This window comes from Scytonema sp. UIC 10036 (assembly GCF_009725235.1).
In genome coordinates this window covers 1-19838 of the sequence record NZ_WJFC01000240.1, presented here as the reverse complement: position 1 = coordinate 19838, position 19838 = coordinate 1, and the positions used below count along the sequence as shown (strand labels likewise).

Below are 19838 nucleotides of genomic sequence, written 5' to 3'. Positions count from 1 at the left end.
CTCCAAAAAAGGCATTCACAACGATAGCACCTCTCAGGTTGGCACCACTCAGGTTGGCACCCCTCAGGTTGGCATCCCTCAGGTTGGCACCCCTCAGGTCGGCATTGCTCAGGTCGGCACCTCTCAGGTCGGCATCGCTCAGGTCGGTATCTCTCAGTTCGATACCGTTTAAATCGAAATTACTTAAATCTTTACCTATAAATTTCCGATTAATCAGTGCTTGGACTACACGAGATTTATATTCCTCGGTAGTAACATCCTTTAGCTGTACATCTTCAACAGGGATACCCAACACTTCAGTCAGTTCACCCGATTTGAATACTTCCTCAAGCCATTTAAGACCTTCTGGAGAACCCCCTAAAGTTATTTTAATACTACCTTCTTCAGCATTAAGAATAGTTATCTCCACATTCTCCCCTGCCTTTCTTGCGATTTTTTGCAGATGTTCAAAAATGGCTTTTAGTTTAATTTCGTCAACTGAATCAATAGTACCGGAAAGTACAAACGTAGCTAGTTTACGAGATGCTTTTGGTTCTATAGTTTCACTTGTTAAAGCAGGTATCAATTGTACAGTGTCATGTTCCCGTGAACTTACATCCGTGTTTTCTTGTGCTACCTGTATCAAATTACTGGTGTTAGAGGATTTCAAAGCATTTTCTGCTCTCTCCAAACATTTTAAAGATGCAGTTTGCGTCAGCAGTCTTTCTGCGATCGCTTTCAGTTCTGAATTTCCAGGATTCTTTTTGTATGCAGCACGAACTAACTCTTCAATCCATCCCTGAGACTCTGCAGTTTTAATTAATTCAAAGACAATTTGCTGTAAGTTACCACCACCAACGATCGCATCTAGATTTTCGTCTAACTGATGCGACAACATCTGCTCAAGTAATGATTTAGAAGGAAACGCAGCAATCAAAGCATTTTGCAGTTGTTGGCGCTGCTGGCCTGATAGTTCCACGATTTTACCACCTAACTATTTTATAGCGGTACAACAGCTAGCCATTGCAAGTTTACAAGGTACAAGCTGCATGGCATCGTTTCTTGAGGTCACCTGTAATGCTACTAGGCATAAGCGTAACAGAGGACAATAATCATAATACACGAGCATTTCTACAATCTGAAGCTTTGTGCGAGTCGAAATCTCTCAGAACAGAAGCATTGAGTAAATTCTCGCCTGTGGATATAGAATCAGTACTGACTGCAGCTAAAGTTCATAGTTTGTTCCAAGCACTCTGGAAAAGTGAGGGTTGGGCTACTACTTCTCAGATAGCTGAGTATTATGAGGTTACTGAGGAAGCAGTTCGTCAAGTAATTACTCGTCACAGCGATGAGTTTGAAAATGCTGGTTATGCTACTCCAAAACGCTCAGAACTCTCTCTAAGAGAGAATAGTGATATATTGTCACTAAACTCAGAGGGACGATTACCAGCACTTTTTAACCCTCGTGCAGCCGTGCTACGGAGGGCGAGCGTAAACTACGGAACTTCATTCGTATCGCTTTTTACAAAATTTTATACACGATACATATCGTCATAGAAATCTAATTTTTATCGTACTGCATAAGTTAGTTTCGCTTTCCCCTATAAATATAAGTAAAAGTGCTTTTGGTTTAGATTGCATAATTTGGGTGCTCGTCAAGATATAATTCCGATTACCGCTAAACTTGCTCATGAGTAATAACTTGCAAAAAACAGTTTTGATTCTAGCAGCAAATCCTACAAGCACTTTAAGGTTGCGATTGGATGAGGAGGTGCGGGAAATTGAAAATGGATTGCAAGCTGCAAAGCATCGTGAGCAATTTAAACTCGTACATAAATGGGCAGTGCGATCGCGTGACTTTTACCGCGCCATTCTAGAGCATCAACCACAGATTGTTCATTTTTGCGGACATGGGGCAGGAGTGGATGGAATTGTTCTAGAGGATGAGACAGGGCAACCATCACTGGTGGAAAAAGAAGCACTATCTAAATTGTTTAAGCTCTTCGCAGTTAAGGGTGTTGAGTGTGTCCTTTTAAACGCTTGCTACTCGGAAGAACAAGCCCAAGCCATCAGCCAGTACATCAAATATGTTATTGGTATGAATCAGGCGATCGGGGATAAAGCCGCCGTTGCTTTTGCTGTCGCCTTTTATGACGCTCTTGCAGCTGGGGAAGAAGTGGAGTTTGCATATGGATTGGGTTGCACTCAACTGGTTGGGTTAGGGGAACATCAAACTCCAGTCCTAAAGAAAACGCTCATTCATAAAGCTGATATTCAATTTGTTGCAGGTGATATACCACCCAACCCCTACCAAGGATTGTCTGCTTTTGGAGAGAAAGATGCAGAATTCTTTTTTGGGCGGGAGAAAGTCACCAATGAGTTATTTGAGATAGCTCACAAGCAACAGTTGGTCGCGGTTATTGGTGCGAGTGGCAGTGGAAAATCGTCTGTGGTGTTTGCTGGCTTAATCCCGCGACTGAGAGAAGAAGGGACTTGGTTGATTGAATCATTTCGTCCTAAAAGTCAACCTTTTGATGAACTGGCGCTGGCTTTAGTGCGTCAATTAGAACCAAATTTAGATGGTGTCGAGAAAACTATAAAAGTAGGAAAACTTGCAGAAAGTTTAAAAAAAGGCGAAGTGAAGCTGCATCAAATAGCATCTCAAATTTTGGAGAACAAACCTCACAAGCAGCTATTGTTAGTTGCAGACCAGTTTGAAGAACTTTACACTCAATGCCTTGATAAGGAGGAACAACAACGCCTCATTGACACTTTACTGGCAGCTGTTAATCAAAAAAGTTTAACACTGGTTTTTACGTTGCGAGCGGACTTCTACGGTTACGTCCTCTCTTATCGACCATTTGGCGAAGCATTAGAGAAATTTGGACACAAGCCACTGACTTTAATGAGCCGAGAGGAATTACGCACGGCAATTGAACAACCCGCTCACAAGCTCAGCGTAAAACTACAAACACATTTAGCTGAAAGAATTTTGGACGACGTGGGTCAGGAACCCGGTAATTTACCATTGCTAGAATTCGCTCTCACTCAATTATGGTCAAAGCAGAACAATGGTGAACTCACTCACAAAGCCTACGATGAAATTGGTGGTGTTAAACAAGCGCTAGTAAAGCACGCTGAGGATATTTATCGCCAACTGAGTGAAGCCCAACAGCAGCAAGCACAACGTATTTTTTTGTCCTTAGTGCGATTGGGTGAAGGAACGGAAGATACTCGCAGAGTTGCAACCAGCAAAGAAGTTGACAATGAGAATTGGGGATTGGTAACTTATTTAGCTGGTTCCCAAGCACGGCTGGTGGTAACAGGACGCAATGATAAGTCAGGAGAAGAAACAGTAGAGGTCGTTCATGAAGCGCTGATTCGGGAGTGGGGACGGTTGCGTGAGTGGGTTGATAAAAATAGAGAACGGTTAATCCAAAAACGGAAAATTGAAGCAGCAGCAGTTGAGTGGAGCGAGCGGGGTAAGTCGAGAGATTATTTGTTGCAAGGAAAGCAATTGAAAGACGCCGAAAGCTTTCAAAAAACACAAACTGTCAATTTAGCGCTGTCAGGCTTAGCTTGCGATTTGATTCAAAAAAGTATCCGACACAGACGAAATAATAATGCCATTAGAATAAGTTTAATTATTCCTTTGGGTTTGCTTTTTCTAATAGGATTACTTACAGAAAAAGAACTAAATAAACACAACAATCGGCAAATTCTTGCAACTCGTAACTCAAGTACAAGATCGGCAGCCATAAGTCGAGCAGCTCAAGAGCTTGTCAGGTCTGGCGAAAGTATAGATAGTAAATACGATCTGAGTCGCGTCAATTTTAATGAAGGTAATATTATTGATTTCCGTAATGCCAAGCTCTCAAGTGCCAAGCTCTCAAGTGCCAAGCTCTCAAGTGCCGACCTCTCAGGTGCCGACCTCTCAAGTGCCGACCTCTCAGGTGCCGACCTCTCAGGTGCCAACCTCACAGGTGCCAACCTCACAGGTGCCAACCTCACAGGTGCCAACCTCACAGATGCCAACCTCTCAGGTGCCAACCTCACAGGTGCCAACCTCACAGATGCCAACCTCACAGATGCCAACCTCTATAGTGCCGACCTTTCAGGTGCCAACCTCTACAGTGCCGACCTCTCAGGTGCCAACCTCTCAAGTGCCAACCTCAAAGATGCTGAATTTGGCTGTGCAAATTCTAAACTGAAAACTGAATGTACCTACCTGACATATGCCAAAAACCTAACACCACAGCAAGTAAAACAAGCGAAGAATTGGCAAGAAGCAAAATACGACTTTAAATTCCATAAAGAGCTTGGATTACTACTAATTCCGTAAAAAGCTTGGCTTACCACCAAAAGCTGCAAAGTGAATTTAGATTTAAGCAGTAATATGTGTTTTTTAAGTGGGATGTGAACTACCAATCATCCAATATCGCCATAATTTCCTGAATCTCACTCACCGTCGCCTGCTGAATCGCCTCAATAATCACGTTCTTGGGACCAAAACGAGCGATCGCCTTCCGTACCGCCTCCTTCAATTCCTCATCACTTGGTTCTTCATCATCACTTTCATCCACAGGTGGTGACAACCTTGCTGATAGATTCAAGTCTTCTGGAGTTATACCATAGTAAGCAGAATCTCTATCCGGAGCTATGCGATAGTAAGCTGACAGTAATGAGCTAGGGTTCGGCTCCTGATTTTGTGGTTCGCACCCTGGGTAGTACAAGATAGGAAAAAGTGATGCCCAATCAGGTATTCCAGCGCTGCGTGGATAGTTGTAAATTTTGCCATTATAACTTTTAACCAGAATTTCATCTGGTGTAATTTGTACCTCGCCGTCATACTCGTAGTCCTCATCCCGCATCCCTAATTTTTGGCGCTGTGCCTCCAGATGCGCTTCAATCCTTTGCAGTTCAACGCTTTCTGTTTCAATTTCCTTTTCTTGTATGTCACAAAGCCTGTGTGCGAATTGTTTCACTGCTTCTCTGTGCTTTGGGCTGAAGAAGCGATTAACGCGCTCATCGATTTCATTTCTGCCCATCGTTCCCAAAGTGATATTGATTATCTTTATGTAAGCCTCAGTCAGCTTAGGTTCTTTCAAGCCATTGTTTTTAAAGTAATTTCTAATTTCCTGCTCAAGTTCACGTTGAGCCAGAGACGGTGGTGATTTTTCATCGTCGTCATCGTCTTTCTCAAACACTTCCCCAGTCCAGTGTTCATTTTCTAATAATGAAGGTGAAACAGCGATCGCTTCTGGTTCTTTCTCTGGCTTTGTATCTTTTTTAGGTGCTTTGTACCAATCACATTCCCCAACTATTATTAATCGCTTCTTAGCACGAGTCATTGCTACATAGTGCAGGTTTTCTTCTTGTTCTTCCTGCCATGGTAAAATGTTTTTCCAGCTAAAAGGAAGTTTATCAGGTTCAACTATTACGGTGTCTTCCCTTTCTAGTCCTTTGGAGCTATGACAACTGCTGAGGTAAATTACTGATTCCTCATCAGTATCACTAAATAAGTCTTCAGTGTAAATTTTAAAAGACTCAAGTGTTTTATTAACTCCAATTGCCTCATAAATAGCAAGTAAAGCTTCCAGTTTATCGTCTAAAGTCTCTTTTAACTGTTCGTAGTTATCGAGACCTTTGTACTGAGTAAGCTTGCTTATTCTGTATTGCTCAACCCAGTGAGGAAAATGATTCCACTGAAAACCTGGTCTTAATGCGATCGCTTCTGCTTCTCTTACAAGCGAGTCACCAACATTCTTTCCTTTAACCTGAGCCGGAATCCCTTTACTCAAAAGCTTAATACACAGCGATACGAGTGGAGAGGTCCTTCTAGCAATGACCATTATGTTACGAGATTCTTTGGTCAAGTACTTGTCCAAATCGCTCTCTTTAATTTGTATTATCTCCCCATCATGATTTTTCTCGTAAGCTGTAATCGGGATTTCTGGATATAGCTGATTAACAAGTTCAATATGCTTTTTACCACATCTGTAACAGACACTTAGTGGCATCTCAACTACATCTTTGAGATTAACTATAGCTTGCCAACTTTTAGCATCTGCTCCGCTAAATCCCATGATTGACTGCCTTTCGTCTCCAACATAAACTTTAATTCCCGTATCTGGATTGCACAATTTTATCGTCATCTCACGCTGGGCAGTGTTTAAATCTTGTGCCTCGTCAACGATAATGACTCTAAAAGGAGAAACGTTATCATAGAGTTCCCAAACACACGGTAACCATATTTGGTCTGTATAATCTATCTTTTTTTCTAAAGTCCATTCTTTACCAGTGTGGAGTATTTCTTCTGCTGCCTTAGCGACTATCTTGTAGTCGTTAATCCCCTCTAACTGAAAATGTCTGCTGATTTCGCTGACTTTTTCAACTGTTGGTTCAGACAAAGTGCAACGTAGCAATGTAATAAGGTTTGGTGCCTTTGCATCGCAAAAAGACGATTCCTTCCCTTTTTCAATTGCTCTACTTTCTATTAAAGAACCAATTTTCCCTTTAGACGATAGATAACCCAATTCTCTACCTATCTTTACATATTTATATTCATCAATCTTGTCGCTCTTACTCCATCTTCCTAACTTATTTTCTATGAGTGAGAATCCCAGACTGTTTAACGTACATATACTACGTTCCCATTGCTTACCTAGCTTCTTTTTAAGTAAGAGTGAGTTTTTCTTTCCGAAAACTGTGATTTTTATCTCATTAATTGGGACTCCCAAACTATTAGCAGCTAAAGCTATGTATTTTGTGGCTGTGCTCTTTCCAGACCCTGCAACTGCACCAACTGCTATTGTAGCTGGTCTTTTTTCTTTAATAGCTTGACAAACATTTTTAATAATTGCTTCTTGTAACGGGCTAAGTTCGATATCCGGTTTAAATTGTGTCATGGTCATAGCTTTAATTAAGTAAATTGTTTAATAATTGGTAGTTCACCCTTAATAACACGTATCAAAAAATAAATTCAATGGATGGAGGATTATTTTTCGCTCTATCGCCTCCTCCTTTATGTCCAAAAGCACCTCGTCCAGATGGCTTGTAGTAGCCACTTTTATATATCACTGTTTTGGCTCCAGCCATTTTTGCTATTTCTTCTCCATGATTTTCGATTAGAGATTTTAACCGTTTAGTCGTAATATTAGCAGGAACGCGAGATAAGAATTTCTCGCATGAGCTACAAACTCTGTTGAGCACGCCTAGTTCTAAGTAAATGCTAATAGCCGTTTGTAGTGCTGCTTTTTCTTCAGGATTCATTGCGATCGCCATATTTTCTTCTCAATCTACATTTTCCTCAACCGCTCTTCAAGTTTTTTAACACAATCCTTCAATTGAGAGTCGCTCATTTCATCTCTACCCCACACCCCATAGTTCTCCTTAACAAACGCTTTAGCCTGTTGAACTGTCCAATTTAGCTTACCTACTAAAACCCCTATTTTCTCCCTTAAAATTTCTCTTTCAGCAGTTGAATTTTTAGCAGTGTTTGTGTTGGTGCTGTCGTCGTTATTGCTTGAAATGTTCTCAATATCTTGAGAGAAAAACTCACTAACACCGCAAGTCACCAAAATTGCAGCAATCAACGCTCTTTTCTGGCTCATTTTATCGATTGTGTTTACTTGCTCGTAAATATCAGGGTTTTTAATCAATCCTGTAGGTTGATCAATGATTGCCTCATCATTAGCAGCATACTTGGCATTGCATCCACCCTTCTTAGCCCAGCAATAGAAAGATCCATCATTTGAAGTAAATATGGTTTCTTGCCCACACTTTGGACACACGCGACTTTGGCGGCGATATCTGTATTTCTTCTCAAGTGAGTTACAAGAACCAATCCCCTCACCTACGGGCTTACTCTGCTCGCCATCCTTGGGGAACCGTGGGTAAAACAACACACATTTGTAGCGGTAAAAGAACACTGGTTCTTCAAGTCCGTGCTCCTTGCCCGACCAGTCGGAAACAGACTCTAGAATTTGAAACTCTGGACGCAAGTTAAACAACTGAGCCAGTTTCTCGGCTCCGGGTTTTAACAGTGAAGGCTTGGACACTCCTGGGGCTGTACCATAATCAACACCTTCTCTCATAACGCTTTTTATGAAGTCAACAATTATTTGATAGTGACTTTTCGCTTGTTGAATCTTCCCATCTTGAGGAACTATCTCTACACTGGCAACTTGAATAATCTCAGACATTTCTTAAACTCCATTTTTATAAGTTAGTTAGTGGTAGATGCTTTTGTAGATGGTGGCTAAGCAGCGCCGAATGGTTGCCAGTTGTTTGGCTTTCTAAATGCCAGTTCAACTTCTGACTTGTGAGCAAGTATGGTTCCTACAGAAGACTCAAGTGCTAGTGTGCCATCGTTGTAAATCTCAGATATCGCTAAGGTTTCATCCTCGTATTTAACCCAATCTCCAACATAATATTCTTCAGATAATCCCAAATCCTCTCTTGCCTGCTCTTCAGCAACTGGGGATTGAATAGAATCTTCTCCTGGGAGTCTGGTCAGGTCTCTCTCAGCGAGATTGTTGATAGCCTTGAGGGAAATCCCCCATAGCTTTAGCTCATATTTAAAACCCTCTATCCTTGTCGCTAGGCGAACTTCAAAGCCTGACGCAACATTCTTAGCGATCGCATACTTGCCCCACTGCTCAGCACGGGATTTACTATCGAATCCTGCATAAGCACACTGCATGGAGCCTTCGCGGTTATTGCGGCAATAGGATACAGCGTCTGAAACCTTAATGATCTCGTAGGTTCCGTGTGGACTTGTGTGTGTAATTTTCTGTGCAACTTGCACAGTTGTAGCCTGTTCTTCCTGCTTCTCAAAATGGCGTAGGCGTAGCCCATCGTAGATATCGCCGTCCTCCACTGGTTCTTCTAAATAGTCTGCCTCTACTTCCGGTTCTTCGTCTGGGTAAAACTCAGGCTCAGGCTCATCCACACTTACATCATGAGCTTCATTGCTCAATTGTTCGTCGTGCTCAACTGTGGCTTCTATCGCGGTTTTTGTAACGGTGACTGTAGGGGTTGGGAAGAACGACAAAACTATATCTTTCAGATTATTGAGGGCTGAGGGTGCTGATTCTTCGACTGCCACGACTGCAGCTTGAACGGTTGCGATCGCGTCACCAGCAATTCTCTCTACATTCCGCAACTGCTGTAATCTGGCTTGTGCTGCTGCTATTTGTGCTTCTAGAGTATCAATTTCTTGTACTAATATTGTTAAGCTCATATTTATGAAGGCGAAATATGTTACCTTGTTCATAAAGGATAACTTAAATAGGGTAACATAGTCAATGCCTTTAGAAGAAAAAATAGAAAAAATATTACATATAGAACCGTGTTCTCCCTCAGACAGGGAAAAGAGGGATGAAAGTTACAATCCTTTTGGGAGACAAGAGAAGCTGACTCAAAACCTTATTTTTAAAGTAGACGACAAGTTTAAAAAGCGACTAACTTGCTTACCTAACTGGGCGGAAGTCGTGCGTGTTACGCTGGAGCACGAACTAGACACTGGGGAGTTTGTACTCCGTCGCCCCCAACCACAAAGGCGCGGGCGGGCTGGTAGTGTGGATGGGACCGGGGCCAAAGAAGCGATCGCTGTTCGAGTTTCAGAATCTTTTGAGATGAGAATTAAAGGAGTTCCACGCTGGCAAGCTAAGGCACGGGAAGCGTTAGTTGATAGATTGGGGGATTTACTTGATAGTATTCCAGATGACTTAGTTCGCTAGTTTTTTATGAAAACTCCCAAAGGATTTGGGCAATCTCAGCCCAGCGAAATCGATAAACTGGTTGCTCGTGCGGTTCGTTGTTGCCAAAAGCGAAAGCCGGAAGGTCTTGACCAAATTTTTGACAACCTACCCGTGCAGCTTAACAAACAGGTACTATATGGTACTGTTGCAGCGCTAGAACAAGATATCGATTCGGTAAGCTGGCTTTGTGGTTATCTTGCTTCTGAAATTAATGATGTTTTAGACAATGACAAACCTCACAAACCCATCACCTTACTATCTAAACTTCTCATCAAATCTGGGATGCTGCTTTTTGAGGATTTCATGCCCTACACTGGATGTCGGATTTCCATACTCAATCAGGAGAAGTTTGAGTCGCTGCCTCCTACAGTCCGAGCGGCGATTGAAAAATCATTTGAAGTAATGGAAAGCAGTTCAGAAGAAATACAAAGGATGAGTGAGGCGTTGCTGCAGGAGATGGAGGTTTGACATAAGTGGCAATTGAAAAAGAAATTTTTGATATGGCTTGCCAATTAGCCAACAAGAGATGGAAGTCAATTTCTATCTTCAAGGTTGACGGTTCTTACTATGCTATCCCTGCTGCTGACTCGTTTGGTCGTGAGTTTGGCACTCATGTCGTTACAGTCGAACCATGCTTTTATCGCTAACTGCTGTGCCTGTGCAACTTGCACAGTTAGTTGTAGCGATCGCTTCTTCAGTAGTAACATATTTAACTATAAGAGTCTCAGTATTTTCATTAGACTTATCTATGGACTGGGTGTCCGCCCGTTTGGTGGAAGGCGTGAGCCTTAAAAGTTCCGATACCGAGTACCGATGGACTGTATGACAATGCCAGGGACTCGTATCTGCAACGCGATATGCTTTCGTCTTTCCTTTAGAATCGGAAGAACGTTTTTTACAAATCTTTACTGTTGCAATTGCACAGCCCTAAATGACAAACCCCCATCAAGGAATAGGGGGTTTTGCTGTCAAAATAAACTTAGCGTGGAGTCAAAACTGGAGGGCGATCGCTCTTATCGGGACTTAAACAAAAAAAGAAAGAAAAATAGAGTATAATGCTTTACTAGCAAAGCTTTCACATCAAAGGCACATCCCATGAAAGAGATAACCTCCGCAGCCATGCCCCCGTGTTTTGAGAAATGGTGTCAACGGTTTGATGAAGCTTTTACTCATAAAGCCCAAAAAAAGGGTTTAGGGATTATTTGGGGGGATTATTGGGAGAAAGCGAGAGAAAAAACCTATCTCAGATGGCTGAGAACGCTATAGGTGTTGAATACCATAAATTGCACCACTTTTTAACTGAAGCGCCCTGGTCTGATTCTAAGGTGAACGAACTTCGATTAGAGGCTATGAACAAGTGTAGTCAAACTAAAATTCATAGAGGTTTTAGCTTGATAATTGATGATTCAGGCCATAGAAAAAGCGGTAATTTTACTGATGGAGTAGGTCGGCAGTACATCGGAGAAATTGGCAAAACAGATAATGGGATAGTAGTTGTAACAACACATTTATATGATGGGCGAAAAAGCCTGCCATTAGATATAGAGTTATATCAGCATGCGGATTCTTTACCATCCGGTAAACAAGATCCTGAATTCGAGAAAAAAACTGAACTGGCAATCAAGTTAATAGACAGAACTCTAGAGAGAAAATACCAACCGGGAATTGTACTTATAGATGCTGGATATGGCAACAATACATCGTTCTTATTAGAATTAGAGAAGAGAGAATTAAAGTACGTAGGAGGATTAGCCAAAAATCGAAAAATAACTATTAGTACATCAGAAAACGTTCAACAAACAATGAGGCTAGACGAATTAGCACAAAGTTTACCGAAAGAGGCTTTCACAGAAATCGAACTCAACCTAAATAAACCTAAAACACTATGGGTAGTAACTAGAGAAATAGAGATATCACAACTGAAAGGGAAGCGAAATATAGCTATCGTTATGAATGCTGCAACTTTCTCTGAAGCTACGGATATTGACTATTTTATTACCAATGTTACCACATCAATTGTTTCGCCAAAGTGGATAGTTAATACCTATTCTCAAAGAAATTGGGTGGAAGTTTTTTATAGAGAAGCCAAGGGTTGGCTGGGGTTAAAAGAATATCAAGTTCGGGATAAAAGAAGCCTACTTCGACATTTTATCTTAGTTTTTTGTGCCTATACTTTTATTCTTTGGCATCAGATGACTGGGGGTTTGAGACGAAGGTGGGCTTCTAAACCTTTAAACACTTTTACTGAAGCTTTAGAGGCGTTTAGAACGGCTATGTCTTATCGTTTTTTTGATTGGCTGACCCATAATCGCGACGTATTTGCCGCTTATAAAGCCAGTTTGGGCTACATTTGGGCTTAATTTTTGTTTAAGTCCCATTATGTAGTTCGCACTTATGGGAAGTCCGTCTTTTAGGGTGGAGTTAAAACCACCAGGGCGATCGCACCTTTTAAACGCATCAAGCGGAATAGCGATCGCTCTCCTCATCGCTTCTTAGTTTCAGAATACTGTGAAATGAGAGGGCGATTCGGATGGGTGCCCGTAAGCAGTTGGCTTATCGCCTTCCGTACCGCCTGCTTCAGATCATTATCAGTTGGTTTGTTACTGTTTAAGTTGCACAGCTAAATATTCCAAATACATTTTCATTGCTTGCCTAACGTGATAGCTTCTGCTCTCTGGCTGTGAATCCAACCATTCCTTTTGTTCTACGGTCACTTGCACGGTGATAGGTGCAACATTCTTTGGCTTATCTGGTGCGGATCTGTCCTTAAGGTTAGCCATACTGTTTGGATTCATTTTTCTTGCTCGTTTTTGGGTAACTTCCATGACTTATAACTCAGTAACTTTCCATATACATATCGATTGTGTATGGTAACATAAAAACAAGCGACCACTGTGGAGATTAACCATGAGCAGTCGCTTGTTACTTATCAAAAAACACAAGTATGAACAGTTTAGCAATTTTGAACTTTGGTGAAATCCGCGTAACTGAAGATGAACAGTTTAGCGTTTTCGACACGATTCGCGTAATAGGCGGCAAGAAAAATCCCAGAGATGCATGGAAAGCACTTTGTGAGCAATACTCTGAAGTTGTCGGAAAAACCGACAGCTATAAATTCCCTGGAAAAGGTCAGCAAGAGACACCAGTGGCTAATCTTGAGAATATCTTTTACATCATTGGTTTGCTACCAGGTGCAGTAGGACATAGCTATCGTGAGACAGCTGCTAAAGAAATGTGCCGCAAGTACGGTAAGGCTTATGAAGAGGTTGTAACGACCATTCAACAGCCACTGTCTACACCGTCTCCAAAAGATATAGCAGATGCGATCGCAGCTGTGTTCAGTGTGGTTGATGATATGGACAACAAGCTGGTTGCGGGTTTGATTGCCAATGAAATCGGCAAAGCTCACCCTCAATTAAAGCCATATATGGAGTCTGCTAAATCGTTGTTACCATCAGAATCTGAGGATGAGGCAATGAGTGTTACTGTACTTGCTCGTATGTACGTTAAGCAAACAGGATTAGCTCTGTCGAAGAACAATACTGACCATGGCAATGCTGTCGAAATGAACAAACTTTTGATTGAGAAAGGCTTGCAGCTTAAAAATCCTAACCTTAAGTCTAAGAAGGATGGACAGCCACAATATTTACCCACTGAATCTGGAAAGCCTTATTCAAAGATGGTTTTTCAACAGGGTCAAGATAGCAATAAAACTGTACAGCAGTTGCGATGGTATCCAACGGTTTTGAAAGTACTTGTTTAACGGTTTAACGTGAAGTAGCTTAATTCCCCCCCTAAACGACAAACCCCCACCAAAAGGCGGGGGTTTTTTCATCTACAAACTTGTTGTCCGCTATTTCGGTGAAGGTCAGTGCCGGGAGTGTTTTTGATATCTCTCACCGATGAGTGTGATTTACTGTGCAACTTGCACAGACAAAAAAAGGAGAGCTTTAACTCCCCTCGTTTATTTAATCAAAGTAAGTATCTATTTCTTGAAGTGCGGCGTTGATTGCTTTGTCTAGAGTGTCAAAGCCTCCTCGCCACATCTCGTCAACCTCCTGAAAGTAATATGTCCAATTCCAGCCATTAATGGGTCGGAACCACAATACGACGGTAAAATCTTCATCGACCTCCAAGTAAACAGTAAACCAGGTCAGTCCTTCTTCTCCACATTGATAAATCATTTGTCTCACCACTTTCTTTTAGGTAATTTCAAAACTTCCATTTCCGACCTTTCAGCACGCACACCCTTACCCCTGAGATTGACTCTGTAACCACTTCCCAGCCAGTAAGGATTCAAGCTGATTCTTCCTGTCTTTCCGGCATCTGGGTGTGGAGGAAGTAATCTGACTCTAGTTCCGTCACGTAAATAAAAACCTGGGAGGTCTAGTTCTAGCTGTATCCAGCTTTTCTCTTTCATACGCCGTAATACTCCGGTTTAGCAGCGATCGCATTGGCTAGTTCTTTCTCATATAGGTCTGGAATGGTGTATTGCTTACTGATTCGTTTTTGCAGTCGTTTCAGCCTGTTTCGCTGTTTTGCCTCTACCGACCATTGACGTTTGGGCTTGTATTCGTCGTTGCTCAGTTGCTCTGCTGTGTATGTGCATGGTTCAGAAACTGTATCTAAAGCAGAAAGATATTCGCTGTAATACTCCTCAGCTTTCATTCCCATAGCTATTCCAGCAAAGTAATCCGCTACGCATCGAAAGCCCTGGTCTTGTGCGTCTCGTCTCATTTCCCATCTACAAAATTCCAAAAAGCTTCCTTCATATGTGCCATCTGCAAGAGCATCCTTCCATCGTTGTCCTGCTGTCGGTCTGCCATCTGGTAATAGCTCTCTCTGTGGAGTGCTGGAAATACCCAGGGGTAGGGCTAGTTGTACGGCGTTGGTTTCTTGCGAATGTGAAAGTAAAAATTCTTGATTGTCAGTTTTCATCGATTAGAATTGAACGTATTAAGTGAGTAATCAACCCCACCTAATAAATAAGTGGGGTTTTTCGTTCGGCTTACGCCGTTAACTTCTCTTGAGCTTCAAAAGCCTCTGAAAGCTCGTCTTCATAAGGAAGCCCATACTTGTGCATATCGCATTCCTTTCTTATCCACCAGTCCGCATCTTGTACGATGTTGTCGATATGGTCCTTCAGCCATTTAACAACTGCAGCTTCAACAACTGCTCTTGGAGCTTGAGCGCAAGTAGAAACTCCCACAGCAATCAGCTTATCTACGATCTGCTCGATTTGGTCTTGGTCAATTACAATCTGTTCTATCATTGATTTAAATCCTTTACGTGCTTAAGGGTTTGAGACTGCTGCATCCCCGCCAAGAGCTGCAGCAGTTTTTAAAACTATTTCAACTCGACTGTGAAACCATCTTTAACCTCTGCTGGAAATATTGCAGACATGATTTTTAAAGCTTCCTTTTTAGAAGCTGCACAGACGTAATAACCTTGTCTGCTGCTTGTGTCTTGGTTTCCCAAGCAGTTAGCAGTTACATATGGTGCGTTACGTGTGCATCTGAACTCAGTCATTTGAACCTATACCCTATTTACTTAACTATTAATATGTTACCCTATTTATTCCTTTAATTACAAGGAGTTTACACAATATTTATAACATAATCTTAAATATAATGTTATCTAAAACCTTTACATAGCAAACTTTTAAAAGGGTAACATATTAATATAATACAAGGTTGAAAGACATGATTAAACTAATTCCTTACACACCCAATACTCAAAAGTGGCAAGCTGTTGCTTCATTACCAGCACCAACTTGGATGGACATCAAGATTTTTTGTGAAGACTATTGTGTATCTTCTTTGTGGTTGCGTCCTAGCCGTCGCTCATTCACTGGATGGGTTGCTGTGGTTGCATTTGATATCGCTGATTTTGACCCACAGGCTGCTATTAAATCTGCTAAGAGAGTTGAACAAAATGCGTCTGATTTCTTCTATGCTGGTGCTTACTGTGCTCTTCGTATAACAACAACACAAGTCAAGGTATCCCTTCCCTGCTTACCACCAGACGCTTTCGCATTTGCAGTTAGAGAAAAAAGATTGAAACGCAAACGTCACAAACGCTAACTCACTAGAGGGGCTTTTCCCTCTATCTATCAACTAGCTGTCCGATAATTTGGGTAAAAGGTCAGTGCCGGACTAGTTTTGACACTTTTGACCGATAAAAAAGGAGGTTTTCACCTCCTTTCTTTTACTTAAATTTTTACCTTTCTAATGCTGATACTCCATCTCTCCTCACTTACTTTCCTTATTCCATGTTTTACCTTGTTATTGAATTGAATTATTTCACCGTTACTTAATATTTCTTCCTTACCCTGATAAATAAATTTGATATTTCCCCCAAACAAGTCATCTTTGCTCACATTTATCAAAATTACTTTATCCTCAAATAAGTCTCTATCGATATGTTCCTTTAACTCCGTACCTGGTTCGTACTTATAAATTAAGATGCTATTCCAGTCGGTTCCATCCCATAGTTCGTTACATTTCTTTCTTAACCCGTTATCGATATCTAACCCTTTGTAAACTTCACTTTTAATTCCTAAATTAACTCCCAAACCCAACCAAACACATTTCCTATTGCTAGTATTAACCTTACTATTCCAAGTTTCGTCCTCAAGTAAATTCTCAAAACCTTTAACAAACTTCCAAATCTTTTCTTTATCTACAAAACCCTTACGTACCAACACAATACACCTCTTTCACTACTCTCTTTATTAAAAAGTAAGGAGGTTTTCACCCCCTTATCATTAATTAAATATCGTTTGGATTTGGAGCTGGAACACCTATCATCATTAAAATTTTAATGCAGATTTTTTCAACGTCAAGAATGTATTCTTTTTGTTCTTTTGTAGAAGCTAACTTGTAGCAAGTTGCACCTACATTAATTACCCCAATAAAATCAAATGCTTCAGCAGCATCTGTTATTTTTTCAACACAATTATCCAAAAAACGTTCTTCATCGGGATTTTTGTAAGGAGAAGGTAACTGCCAAATAGAAATGTATTTTGCATAAATAGAAGGATTAGATTTAGCTTCAGAAAAGGAAGAATAAAGCATTGGAAGAACCTTAATCGGTACATTTATATTATAACAAAATATGTTACCCTATTAATCGTCTTTAAAGAAACAATATATTAGTAAAAGTAAACTAAAACTTCTTTAAAATAAACATTTAATACGGTAACATATTAGTATAAGGTAAATTTTTACAGGACTAGATATGAACATTGCTTTTACTGGACCAAGAAACTTAACACAAGCTCAAATTGAATTAGTTGAAACGGAATTACGACACCTTATTAAAACACCCTCTGACTGGCACGTAGGAGACGCCAAAGGTTTGGATTTGTTTGTTCGCAGCTTTGCTTACAACCATCACAAACAGGTTAACGTTTACGAAGTTGCAGGTCACGAACGCTACCACTTTGCAGAACGTAGCAAACGAATGATTGATGCGATCGCAAATTACCCAGATTCAATTCTTTACGCCTACCCTAACAAGGAATGCCCTGTTGGCTGTAGATCCAGTAAAAACCCCAACGGCAACGGCAGTGGCACTTGGTTGACGATCGCTTACGCTGCCTACCGAGGGTTAGAAATAAAAATTTTTCCCCTTACTGAAATAAAACTTCCAGCCTGGTTGGAGGAACCTGCATCTATTCAGTTGTCAATCTTTTAATCCAACTATGAGGGGTTTTCCCCTCCCCCTTTATCTATCGACTGGTTGTCCGCTATTTCGGTGGAGGTCAGTGCCGGGAGTGTTTTTGACGGTTAATACCGATAAATTTGCCCCATGCCCCATGCCCAATGACAAAGTTGTACTTTGAAGCGAACGGATGGCAGCGACAGTAGCTTTTGCCCCAGCAATGGTAGTCACGATGGGGATTTTATAAGTTAAGGCTGTGCGGCGAATGAGTTTAGCATCACTGTAAGCATCTTCTCCAGATGGGGTGTTAATAATGAGTTGAATTCTGTGGTTCTTGATTGCGTCTAAAACATGAGGACGCCCTTCGTGCAATTTCAGCACTAACTCAACATCTAAACCATGTTCGGTAAGGACGCTACGAGTTCCTTGCGTCGCCATCACCGAAAAACCTAAATTGATGAACTCTTGGACAACAGCAACTGCAGCCATCTTATCGCGATCGTTCATTGAGACAAAGACTGTTCCACTTAAGGGTAAACGTTCCCCAGCGCCTAGTTCTGCTTTGGCAAAGGCACGTCCAAAATCCTTATCGATACCCATCACCTCACCTGTGGAGCGCATTTCGGGACCTAAAATGACATCAGTACCGGGGAATTTATTAAACGGCAAGACAGCTTCTTTGACCGCAATACGATCTGGAATGACTTCTTTGGTAAAGCCTAACTCTTTTAAAGTTTTCCCGGACATAATTAATGAGGCAAGCTTTGCCAACGGCACACCTGTTGCTTTGGAAACGAATGGAACAGTACGGGATGCGCGGGGATTGGCTTCAAGGATATAAACTTGAGGCGAATATGTTTGAGAGCCAACAATGGCAAACTGGATATTCATTAATCCCACAACATTGAGTGCCGAAGCTAATTGCGTTGTCCAAGCACGAATTTTTTCTAACACTAACGGGGGTAAAGAAATGCTCGGCAAGGTACAAGCAGAATCTCCAGAGTGAATCCCTGCTTGCTCAATGTGCTCCATTATACCACCTATAACCACTTGCCCCGTATGGTCGGCGATCGCATCTACATCGACCTCGATAGCATTTTCTAAAAACTTATCAATCAGAATTGGATGTTCTGGCTCTACCTGTACGGCAAAGGTCATATAGCGTTCTAACTCAGTATCGGAGTAGACAATTTCCATTGCCCGTCCACCCAATACGTAGCTAGGACGCACAACAACTGGATAACCAATGCGTTTGGCAACAATCAGAGCATCCTCATAACTCCGGGCAGTTCCATTTGGAGGTTGGGCAATATTCAAGTCTTTGAGAATTTTCTCAAACTTCTCGCGATCTTCAGCCATGTCAATCGAATCCGGTGAAGTTCCCCAGATTTTTGTGATTGGGGACAAGGGAGAGGGGGTAGACAAGGAAGAAGATTCTACCTTGTCTCCCTTGTCTCCCTTGTCTCCCTTGTCGCCAGTCCCCAGTCCCTGTAAATATTTTTGCAACGGAACTGATAACTTTAACGGTGTTTGACCGCCAAACTGTACAATCACCCCAACAGGGTTTTCTGCCTCAATAATGTTAAGTACATCTTCTCTTGTCAGTGGCTCAAAGTAAAGGCGATCGCTTGTATCGTAATCAGTAGAGACGGTTTCTGGGTTGGAGTTAACCATGATCGTTTCGTAAAGAGCGTCTTTTAAGGCAAAGGCAGCGTGACAGCAACAGTAGTCAAACTCAATACCCTGTCCAATACGGTTGGGACCTCCTCCCAAAATCATAACTTTGGGTTTGGTCGTGTGGGCCACTTCAGTTTCTTCTTCGTAGGTAGAATAATGGTATGGGGTAAATGCTTCAAATTCAGCAGCACAAGTGTCTACTGTCTTGTAAACTGGAATCACGCCTAGTTGTTTGCGGTATGCACGCACCTCCTCTTCTGTTGTTTTGGTAGCATAGGCAATTTGGCGATCGCTAAAGCCCTGTCGCTTCACCTCAAACATCTGCTCAAGTGTTAATTGCTGCAACGGTGTTCGTTTGAGGAATTTTTCTACCTCCAGCAATTCCTGCATTTTATCGAGGAACCAGGGGTCAATTCCTGTCAACTCGTAGATTTCCTCAACAGTCATACCCAAAAGCATGGCATGACGCACGGCAAAAATACGTTCGGGGTTTGGTGTCCTCAGATGGGCGCGAATTTGTTCGCCACTGGGCAATTTTTCTTTCATGTCACAACCCCAACCCGCACGTCCGGTTTCTAAGGAACGTAGGGCTTTTTGAAAAGATTCATTAAAAGTTCGCCCAATTGCCATTGCTTCTCCAACTGACTTCATTTGTGTTGTCAGTACTGCCTCAGCACCGGGAAACTTTTCAAAGGCGAAACGTGGAATTTTTGTGACTACGTAATCAATTGTTGGCTCAAAAGAGGCTGGTGT

The 19838-nt window shown here is 41.7% G+C and carries 23 protein-coding genes and 1 pseudogene; 10 read left to right on the top strand and 14 right to left on the bottom strand.

Annotated features, from left to right (window positions below; all coding sequences use genetic code 11):
- The coding region (locus F7734_RS64720; protein ID WP_166482726.1) for a pentapeptide repeat-containing protein at nt 1–958 on the bottom strand (958 nt) is incomplete at its 3' end.
- 98 nt (nt 959–1056) lie between these two features.
- Here F7734_RS64720 and F7734_RS53490 point away from each other — a divergent pair.
- Nucleotides 1057–1536, top strand: coding sequence for a hypothetical protein (locus tag F7734_RS53490; RefSeq protein WP_155752374.1), 480 nt, complete (start codon nt 1057–1059; stop codon nt 1534–1536).
- Between the two features lie 133 nt (nt 1537–1669).
- Nucleotides 1670–4321, top strand: a complete 2652-nt coding sequence (locus tag F7734_RS53485) for a pentapeptide repeat-containing protein (protein ID WP_155752373.1) — start codon at nt 1670–1672, stop codon at nt 4319–4321.
- Between the two features lie 79 nt (nt 4322–4400).
- Here F7734_RS53485 and F7734_RS53480 read toward each other — a convergent pair whose 3' ends face one another.
- Genes F7734_RS53480 through F7734_RS53465 form a run of 4 tightly spaced genes read right to left on the bottom strand, consistent with a single transcriptional unit; the run spans nt 4401 to nt 9223 of the window.
- A complete protein-coding gene (locus F7734_RS53480; protein WP_155752372.1) occupies nt 4401–6893 on the bottom strand; it encodes a UvrD-helicase domain-containing protein in 2493 nt (830 codons plus the stop codon).
- A 55-nt stretch (nt 6894–6948) separates the two neighbouring features.
- Nucleotides 6949–7263, bottom strand: coding sequence for a hypothetical protein (locus F7734_RS53475; protein ID WP_155752371.1), 315 nt, complete (start codon nt 7261–7263; stop codon nt 6949–6951).
- 14 nt (nt 7264–7277) lie between these two features.
- On the bottom strand, nt 7278–8183 hold the full coding sequence (locus tag F7734_RS53470; protein WP_155752370.1) for a hypothetical protein: 906 nt from the start codon (nt 8181–8183) through the stop codon (nt 7278–7280).
- A gap of 56 nt (nt 8184–8239) precedes the next feature.
- The gene (locus F7734_RS53465) at nt 8240–9223 is read right to left on the bottom strand and encodes a hypothetical protein (protein WP_155752369.1); all 984 of its coding nucleotides are present in this window, start codon (nt 9221–9223) and stop codon (nt 8240–8242) included.
- Nucleotides 9224–9287: 64 nt separating this feature from the next.
- On the opposite strand from F7734_RS53465, the gene F7734_RS53460 reads away from it, so the two are divergent.
- The 5 genes and pseudogenes from F7734_RS53460 (at nt 9288) to F7734_RS53440 (ending at nt 12103) form a co-directional block, all read left to right on the top strand.
- A complete protein-coding gene (locus F7734_RS53460; protein ID WP_155752368.1) occupies nt 9288–9722 on the top strand; it encodes a hypothetical protein in 435 nt (144 codons plus the stop codon).
- A 6-nt stretch (nt 9723–9728) separates the two neighbouring features.
- The gene (locus F7734_RS53455; RefSeq protein WP_155752367.1) at nt 9729–10211 is read left to right on the top strand and encodes a hypothetical protein; all 483 of its coding nucleotides are present in this window, start codon (nt 9729–9731) and stop codon (nt 10209–10211) included.
- 5 nt (nt 10212–10216) lie between these two features.
- Nucleotides 10217–10390, top strand: a complete 174-nt coding sequence (locus F7734_RS53450) for a hypothetical protein (protein ID WP_155752366.1) — start codon at nt 10217–10219, stop codon at nt 10388–10390.
- A gap of 5 nt (nt 10391–10395) precedes the next feature.
- Nucleotides 10396–10569 carry a hypothetical protein gene (locus F7734_RS53445; RefSeq protein WP_155752365.1) on the top strand — a complete coding sequence of 58 codons (174 nt, stop codon included), beginning with the start codon at nt 10396–10398 and terminating at the stop codon, nt 10567–10569.
- Nucleotides 10570–10838: 269 nt separating this feature from the next.
- Nucleotides 10839–12103: pseudogene (locus tag F7734_RS53440) on the top strand (IS701 family transposase).
- A gap of 240 nt (nt 12104–12343) precedes the next feature.
- Here F7734_RS53440 and F7734_RS53435 read toward each other — a convergent pair.
- Complete coding sequence (locus tag F7734_RS53435; RefSeq protein ID WP_155752364.1) at nt 12344–12568, bottom strand: hypothetical protein; 225 nt, start codon at nt 12566–12568, stop codon at nt 12344–12346.
- A gap of 119 nt (nt 12569–12687) precedes the next feature.
- Here F7734_RS53435 and F7734_RS53430 point away from each other — a divergent pair, with 119 nt between their 5' ends.
- The gene (locus F7734_RS53430) at nt 12688–13506 is read left to right on the top strand and encodes a hypothetical protein (RefSeq protein ID WP_155752363.1); all 819 of its coding nucleotides are present in this window, start codon (nt 12688–12690) and stop codon (nt 13504–13506) included.
- Between the two features lie 205 nt (nt 13507–13711).
- Here F7734_RS53430 and F7734_RS53425 read toward each other — a convergent pair whose 3' ends face one another.
- From F7734_RS53425 to F7734_RS53405, 5 genes are all read right to left on the bottom strand, one after another.
- Entirely contained in the window at nt 13712–13927 is a 216-nt protein-coding gene (locus F7734_RS53425) for a hypothetical protein (protein ID WP_155752362.1), read from the bottom strand.
- 5 nt (nt 13928–13932) lie between these two features.
- The gene (locus F7734_RS53420; protein WP_155752361.1) at nt 13933–14163 is read right to left on the bottom strand and encodes a hypothetical protein; all 231 of its coding nucleotides are present in this window, start codon (nt 14161–14163) and stop codon (nt 13933–13935) included.
- On the bottom strand, nt 14160–14681 hold the full coding sequence (locus tag F7734_RS53415; RefSeq protein ID WP_155752360.1) for a hypothetical protein: 522 nt from the start codon (nt 14679–14681) through the stop codon (nt 14160–14162). Before F7734_RS53415 ends, F7734_RS53420 begins: the two co-directional genes overlap by 4 nt.
- Before the next feature lie 70 nt (nt 14682–14751).
- Entirely contained in the window at nt 14752–15015 is a 264-nt protein-coding gene (locus F7734_RS53410; RefSeq protein WP_155752359.1) for a hypothetical protein, read from the bottom strand.
- Nucleotides 15016–15089: 74 nt separating this feature from the next.
- Nucleotides 15090–15272, bottom strand: coding sequence for a hypothetical protein (locus F7734_RS53405; RefSeq protein ID WP_155752358.1), 183 nt, complete (start codon nt 15270–15272; stop codon nt 15090–15092).
- A gap of 173 nt (nt 15273–15445) precedes the next feature.
- Here F7734_RS53405 and F7734_RS53400 point away from each other — a divergent pair, with 173 nt between their 5' ends.
- Complete coding sequence (locus tag F7734_RS53400) at nt 15446–15826, top strand: hypothetical protein (RefSeq protein ID WP_155752357.1); 381 nt, start codon at nt 15446–15448, stop codon at nt 15824–15826.
- 128 nt (nt 15827–15954) lie between these two features.
- Here the strand turns inward: F7734_RS53400 and F7734_RS53395 are convergent, their stop codons facing one another.
- Together F7734_RS53395 and F7734_RS53390 are read right to left on the bottom strand one after the other, a co-directional pair.
- Nucleotides 15955–16449, bottom strand: coding sequence for a hypothetical protein (locus F7734_RS53395; protein WP_166482723.1), 495 nt, complete (start codon nt 16447–16449; stop codon nt 15955–15957).
- Nucleotides 16450–16513: 64 nt separating this feature from the next.
- Nucleotides 16514–16819 (bottom strand): hypothetical protein, encoded by a 306-nt coding sequence (locus F7734_RS53390; RefSeq protein ID WP_155752356.1) that lies wholly within the window; start codon nt 16817–16819, stop codon nt 16514–16516.
- Nucleotides 16820–16982: 163 nt separating this feature from the next.
- Here F7734_RS53390 and F7734_RS53385 point away from each other — a divergent pair, with 163 nt between their 5' ends.
- A complete protein-coding gene (locus tag F7734_RS53385; RefSeq protein WP_155752355.1) occupies nt 16983–17441 on the top strand; it encodes a hypothetical protein in 459 nt (152 codons plus the stop codon).
- A 30-nt stretch (nt 17442–17471) separates the two neighbouring features.
- Here F7734_RS53385 and carB read toward each other — a convergent pair.
- On the bottom strand, nt 17472–19838 hold a 2367-nt coding region (gene carB, locus F7734_RS53380), incomplete at its 5' end, for a carbamoyl-phosphate synthase large subunit (protein ID WP_243147561.1).

Bases quoted from the DNA above. Each gene is read 5' to 3' on its own strand.
- F7734_RS53490 (WP_155752374.1), top strand. From the start codon at position 1,057: ATGCTACTAGGCATAAGCGTAACAGAGGACAATAATCATAATACACGA.
- F7734_RS53485 (WP_155752373.1), top strand. From the start codon at position 1,670: ATGAGTAATAACTTGCAAAAAACAGTTTTGATTCTAGCAGCAAATCCT.
- F7734_RS53480 (WP_155752372.1), bottom strand. From the start codon at position 6,893: ATGACCATGACACAATTTAAACCGGATATCGAACTTAGCCCGTTACAA.
- F7734_RS53475 (WP_155752371.1), bottom strand. From the start codon at position 7,263: ATGGCGATCGCAATGAATCCTGAAGAAAAAGCAGCACTACAAACGGCT.
- F7734_RS53470 (WP_155752370.1), bottom strand. From the start codon at position 8,183: ATGTCTGAGATTATTCAAGTTGCCAGTGTAGAGATAGTTCCTCAAGAT.
- F7734_RS53465 (WP_155752369.1), bottom strand. From the start codon at position 9,223: ATGAGCTTAACAATATTAGTACAAGAAATTGATACTCTAGAAGCACAA.
- F7734_RS53460 (WP_155752368.1), top strand. From the start codon at position 9,288: ATGCCTTTAGAAGAAAAAATAGAAAAAATATTACATATAGAACCGTGT.
- F7734_RS53455 (WP_155752367.1), top strand. From the start codon at position 9,729: ATGAAAACTCCCAAAGGATTTGGGCAATCTCAGCCCAGCGAAATCGAT.
- F7734_RS53435 (WP_155752364.1), bottom strand. From the start codon at position 12,568: ATGGAAGTTACCCAAAAACGAGCAAGAAAAATGAATCCAAACAGTATG.
- F7734_RS53430 (WP_155752363.1), top strand. From the start codon at position 12,688: ATGAACAGTTTAGCAATTTTGAACTTTGGTGAAATCCGCGTAACTGAA.
- F7734_RS53425 (WP_155752362.1), bottom strand. From the start codon at position 13,927: ATGATTTATCAATGTGGAGAAGAAGGACTGACCTGGTTTACTGTTTAC.
- F7734_RS53420 (WP_155752361.1), bottom strand. From the start codon at position 14,163: ATGAAAGAGAAAAGCTGGATACAGCTAGAACTAGACCTCCCAGGTTTT.
- F7734_RS53415 (WP_155752360.1), bottom strand. From the start codon at position 14,681: ATGAAAACTGACAATCAAGAATTTTTACTTTCACATTCGCAAGAAACC.
- F7734_RS53410 (WP_155752359.1), bottom strand. From the start codon at position 15,015: ATGATAGAACAGATTGTAATTGACCAAGACCAAATCGAGCAGATCGTA.
- F7734_RS53405 (WP_155752358.1), bottom strand. From the start codon at position 15,272: ATGACTGAGTTCAGATGCACACGTAACGCACCATATGTAACTGCTAAC.
- F7734_RS53400 (WP_155752357.1), top strand. From the start codon at position 15,446: ATGATTAAACTAATTCCTTACACACCCAATACTCAAAAGTGGCAAGCT.
- F7734_RS53390 (WP_155752356.1), bottom strand. From the start codon at position 16,819: ATGCTTTATTCTTCCTTTTCTGAAGCTAAATCTAATCCTTCTATTTAT.
- F7734_RS53385 (WP_155752355.1), top strand. From the start codon at position 16,983: ATGAACATTGCTTTTACTGGACCAAGAAACTTAACACAAGCTCAAATT.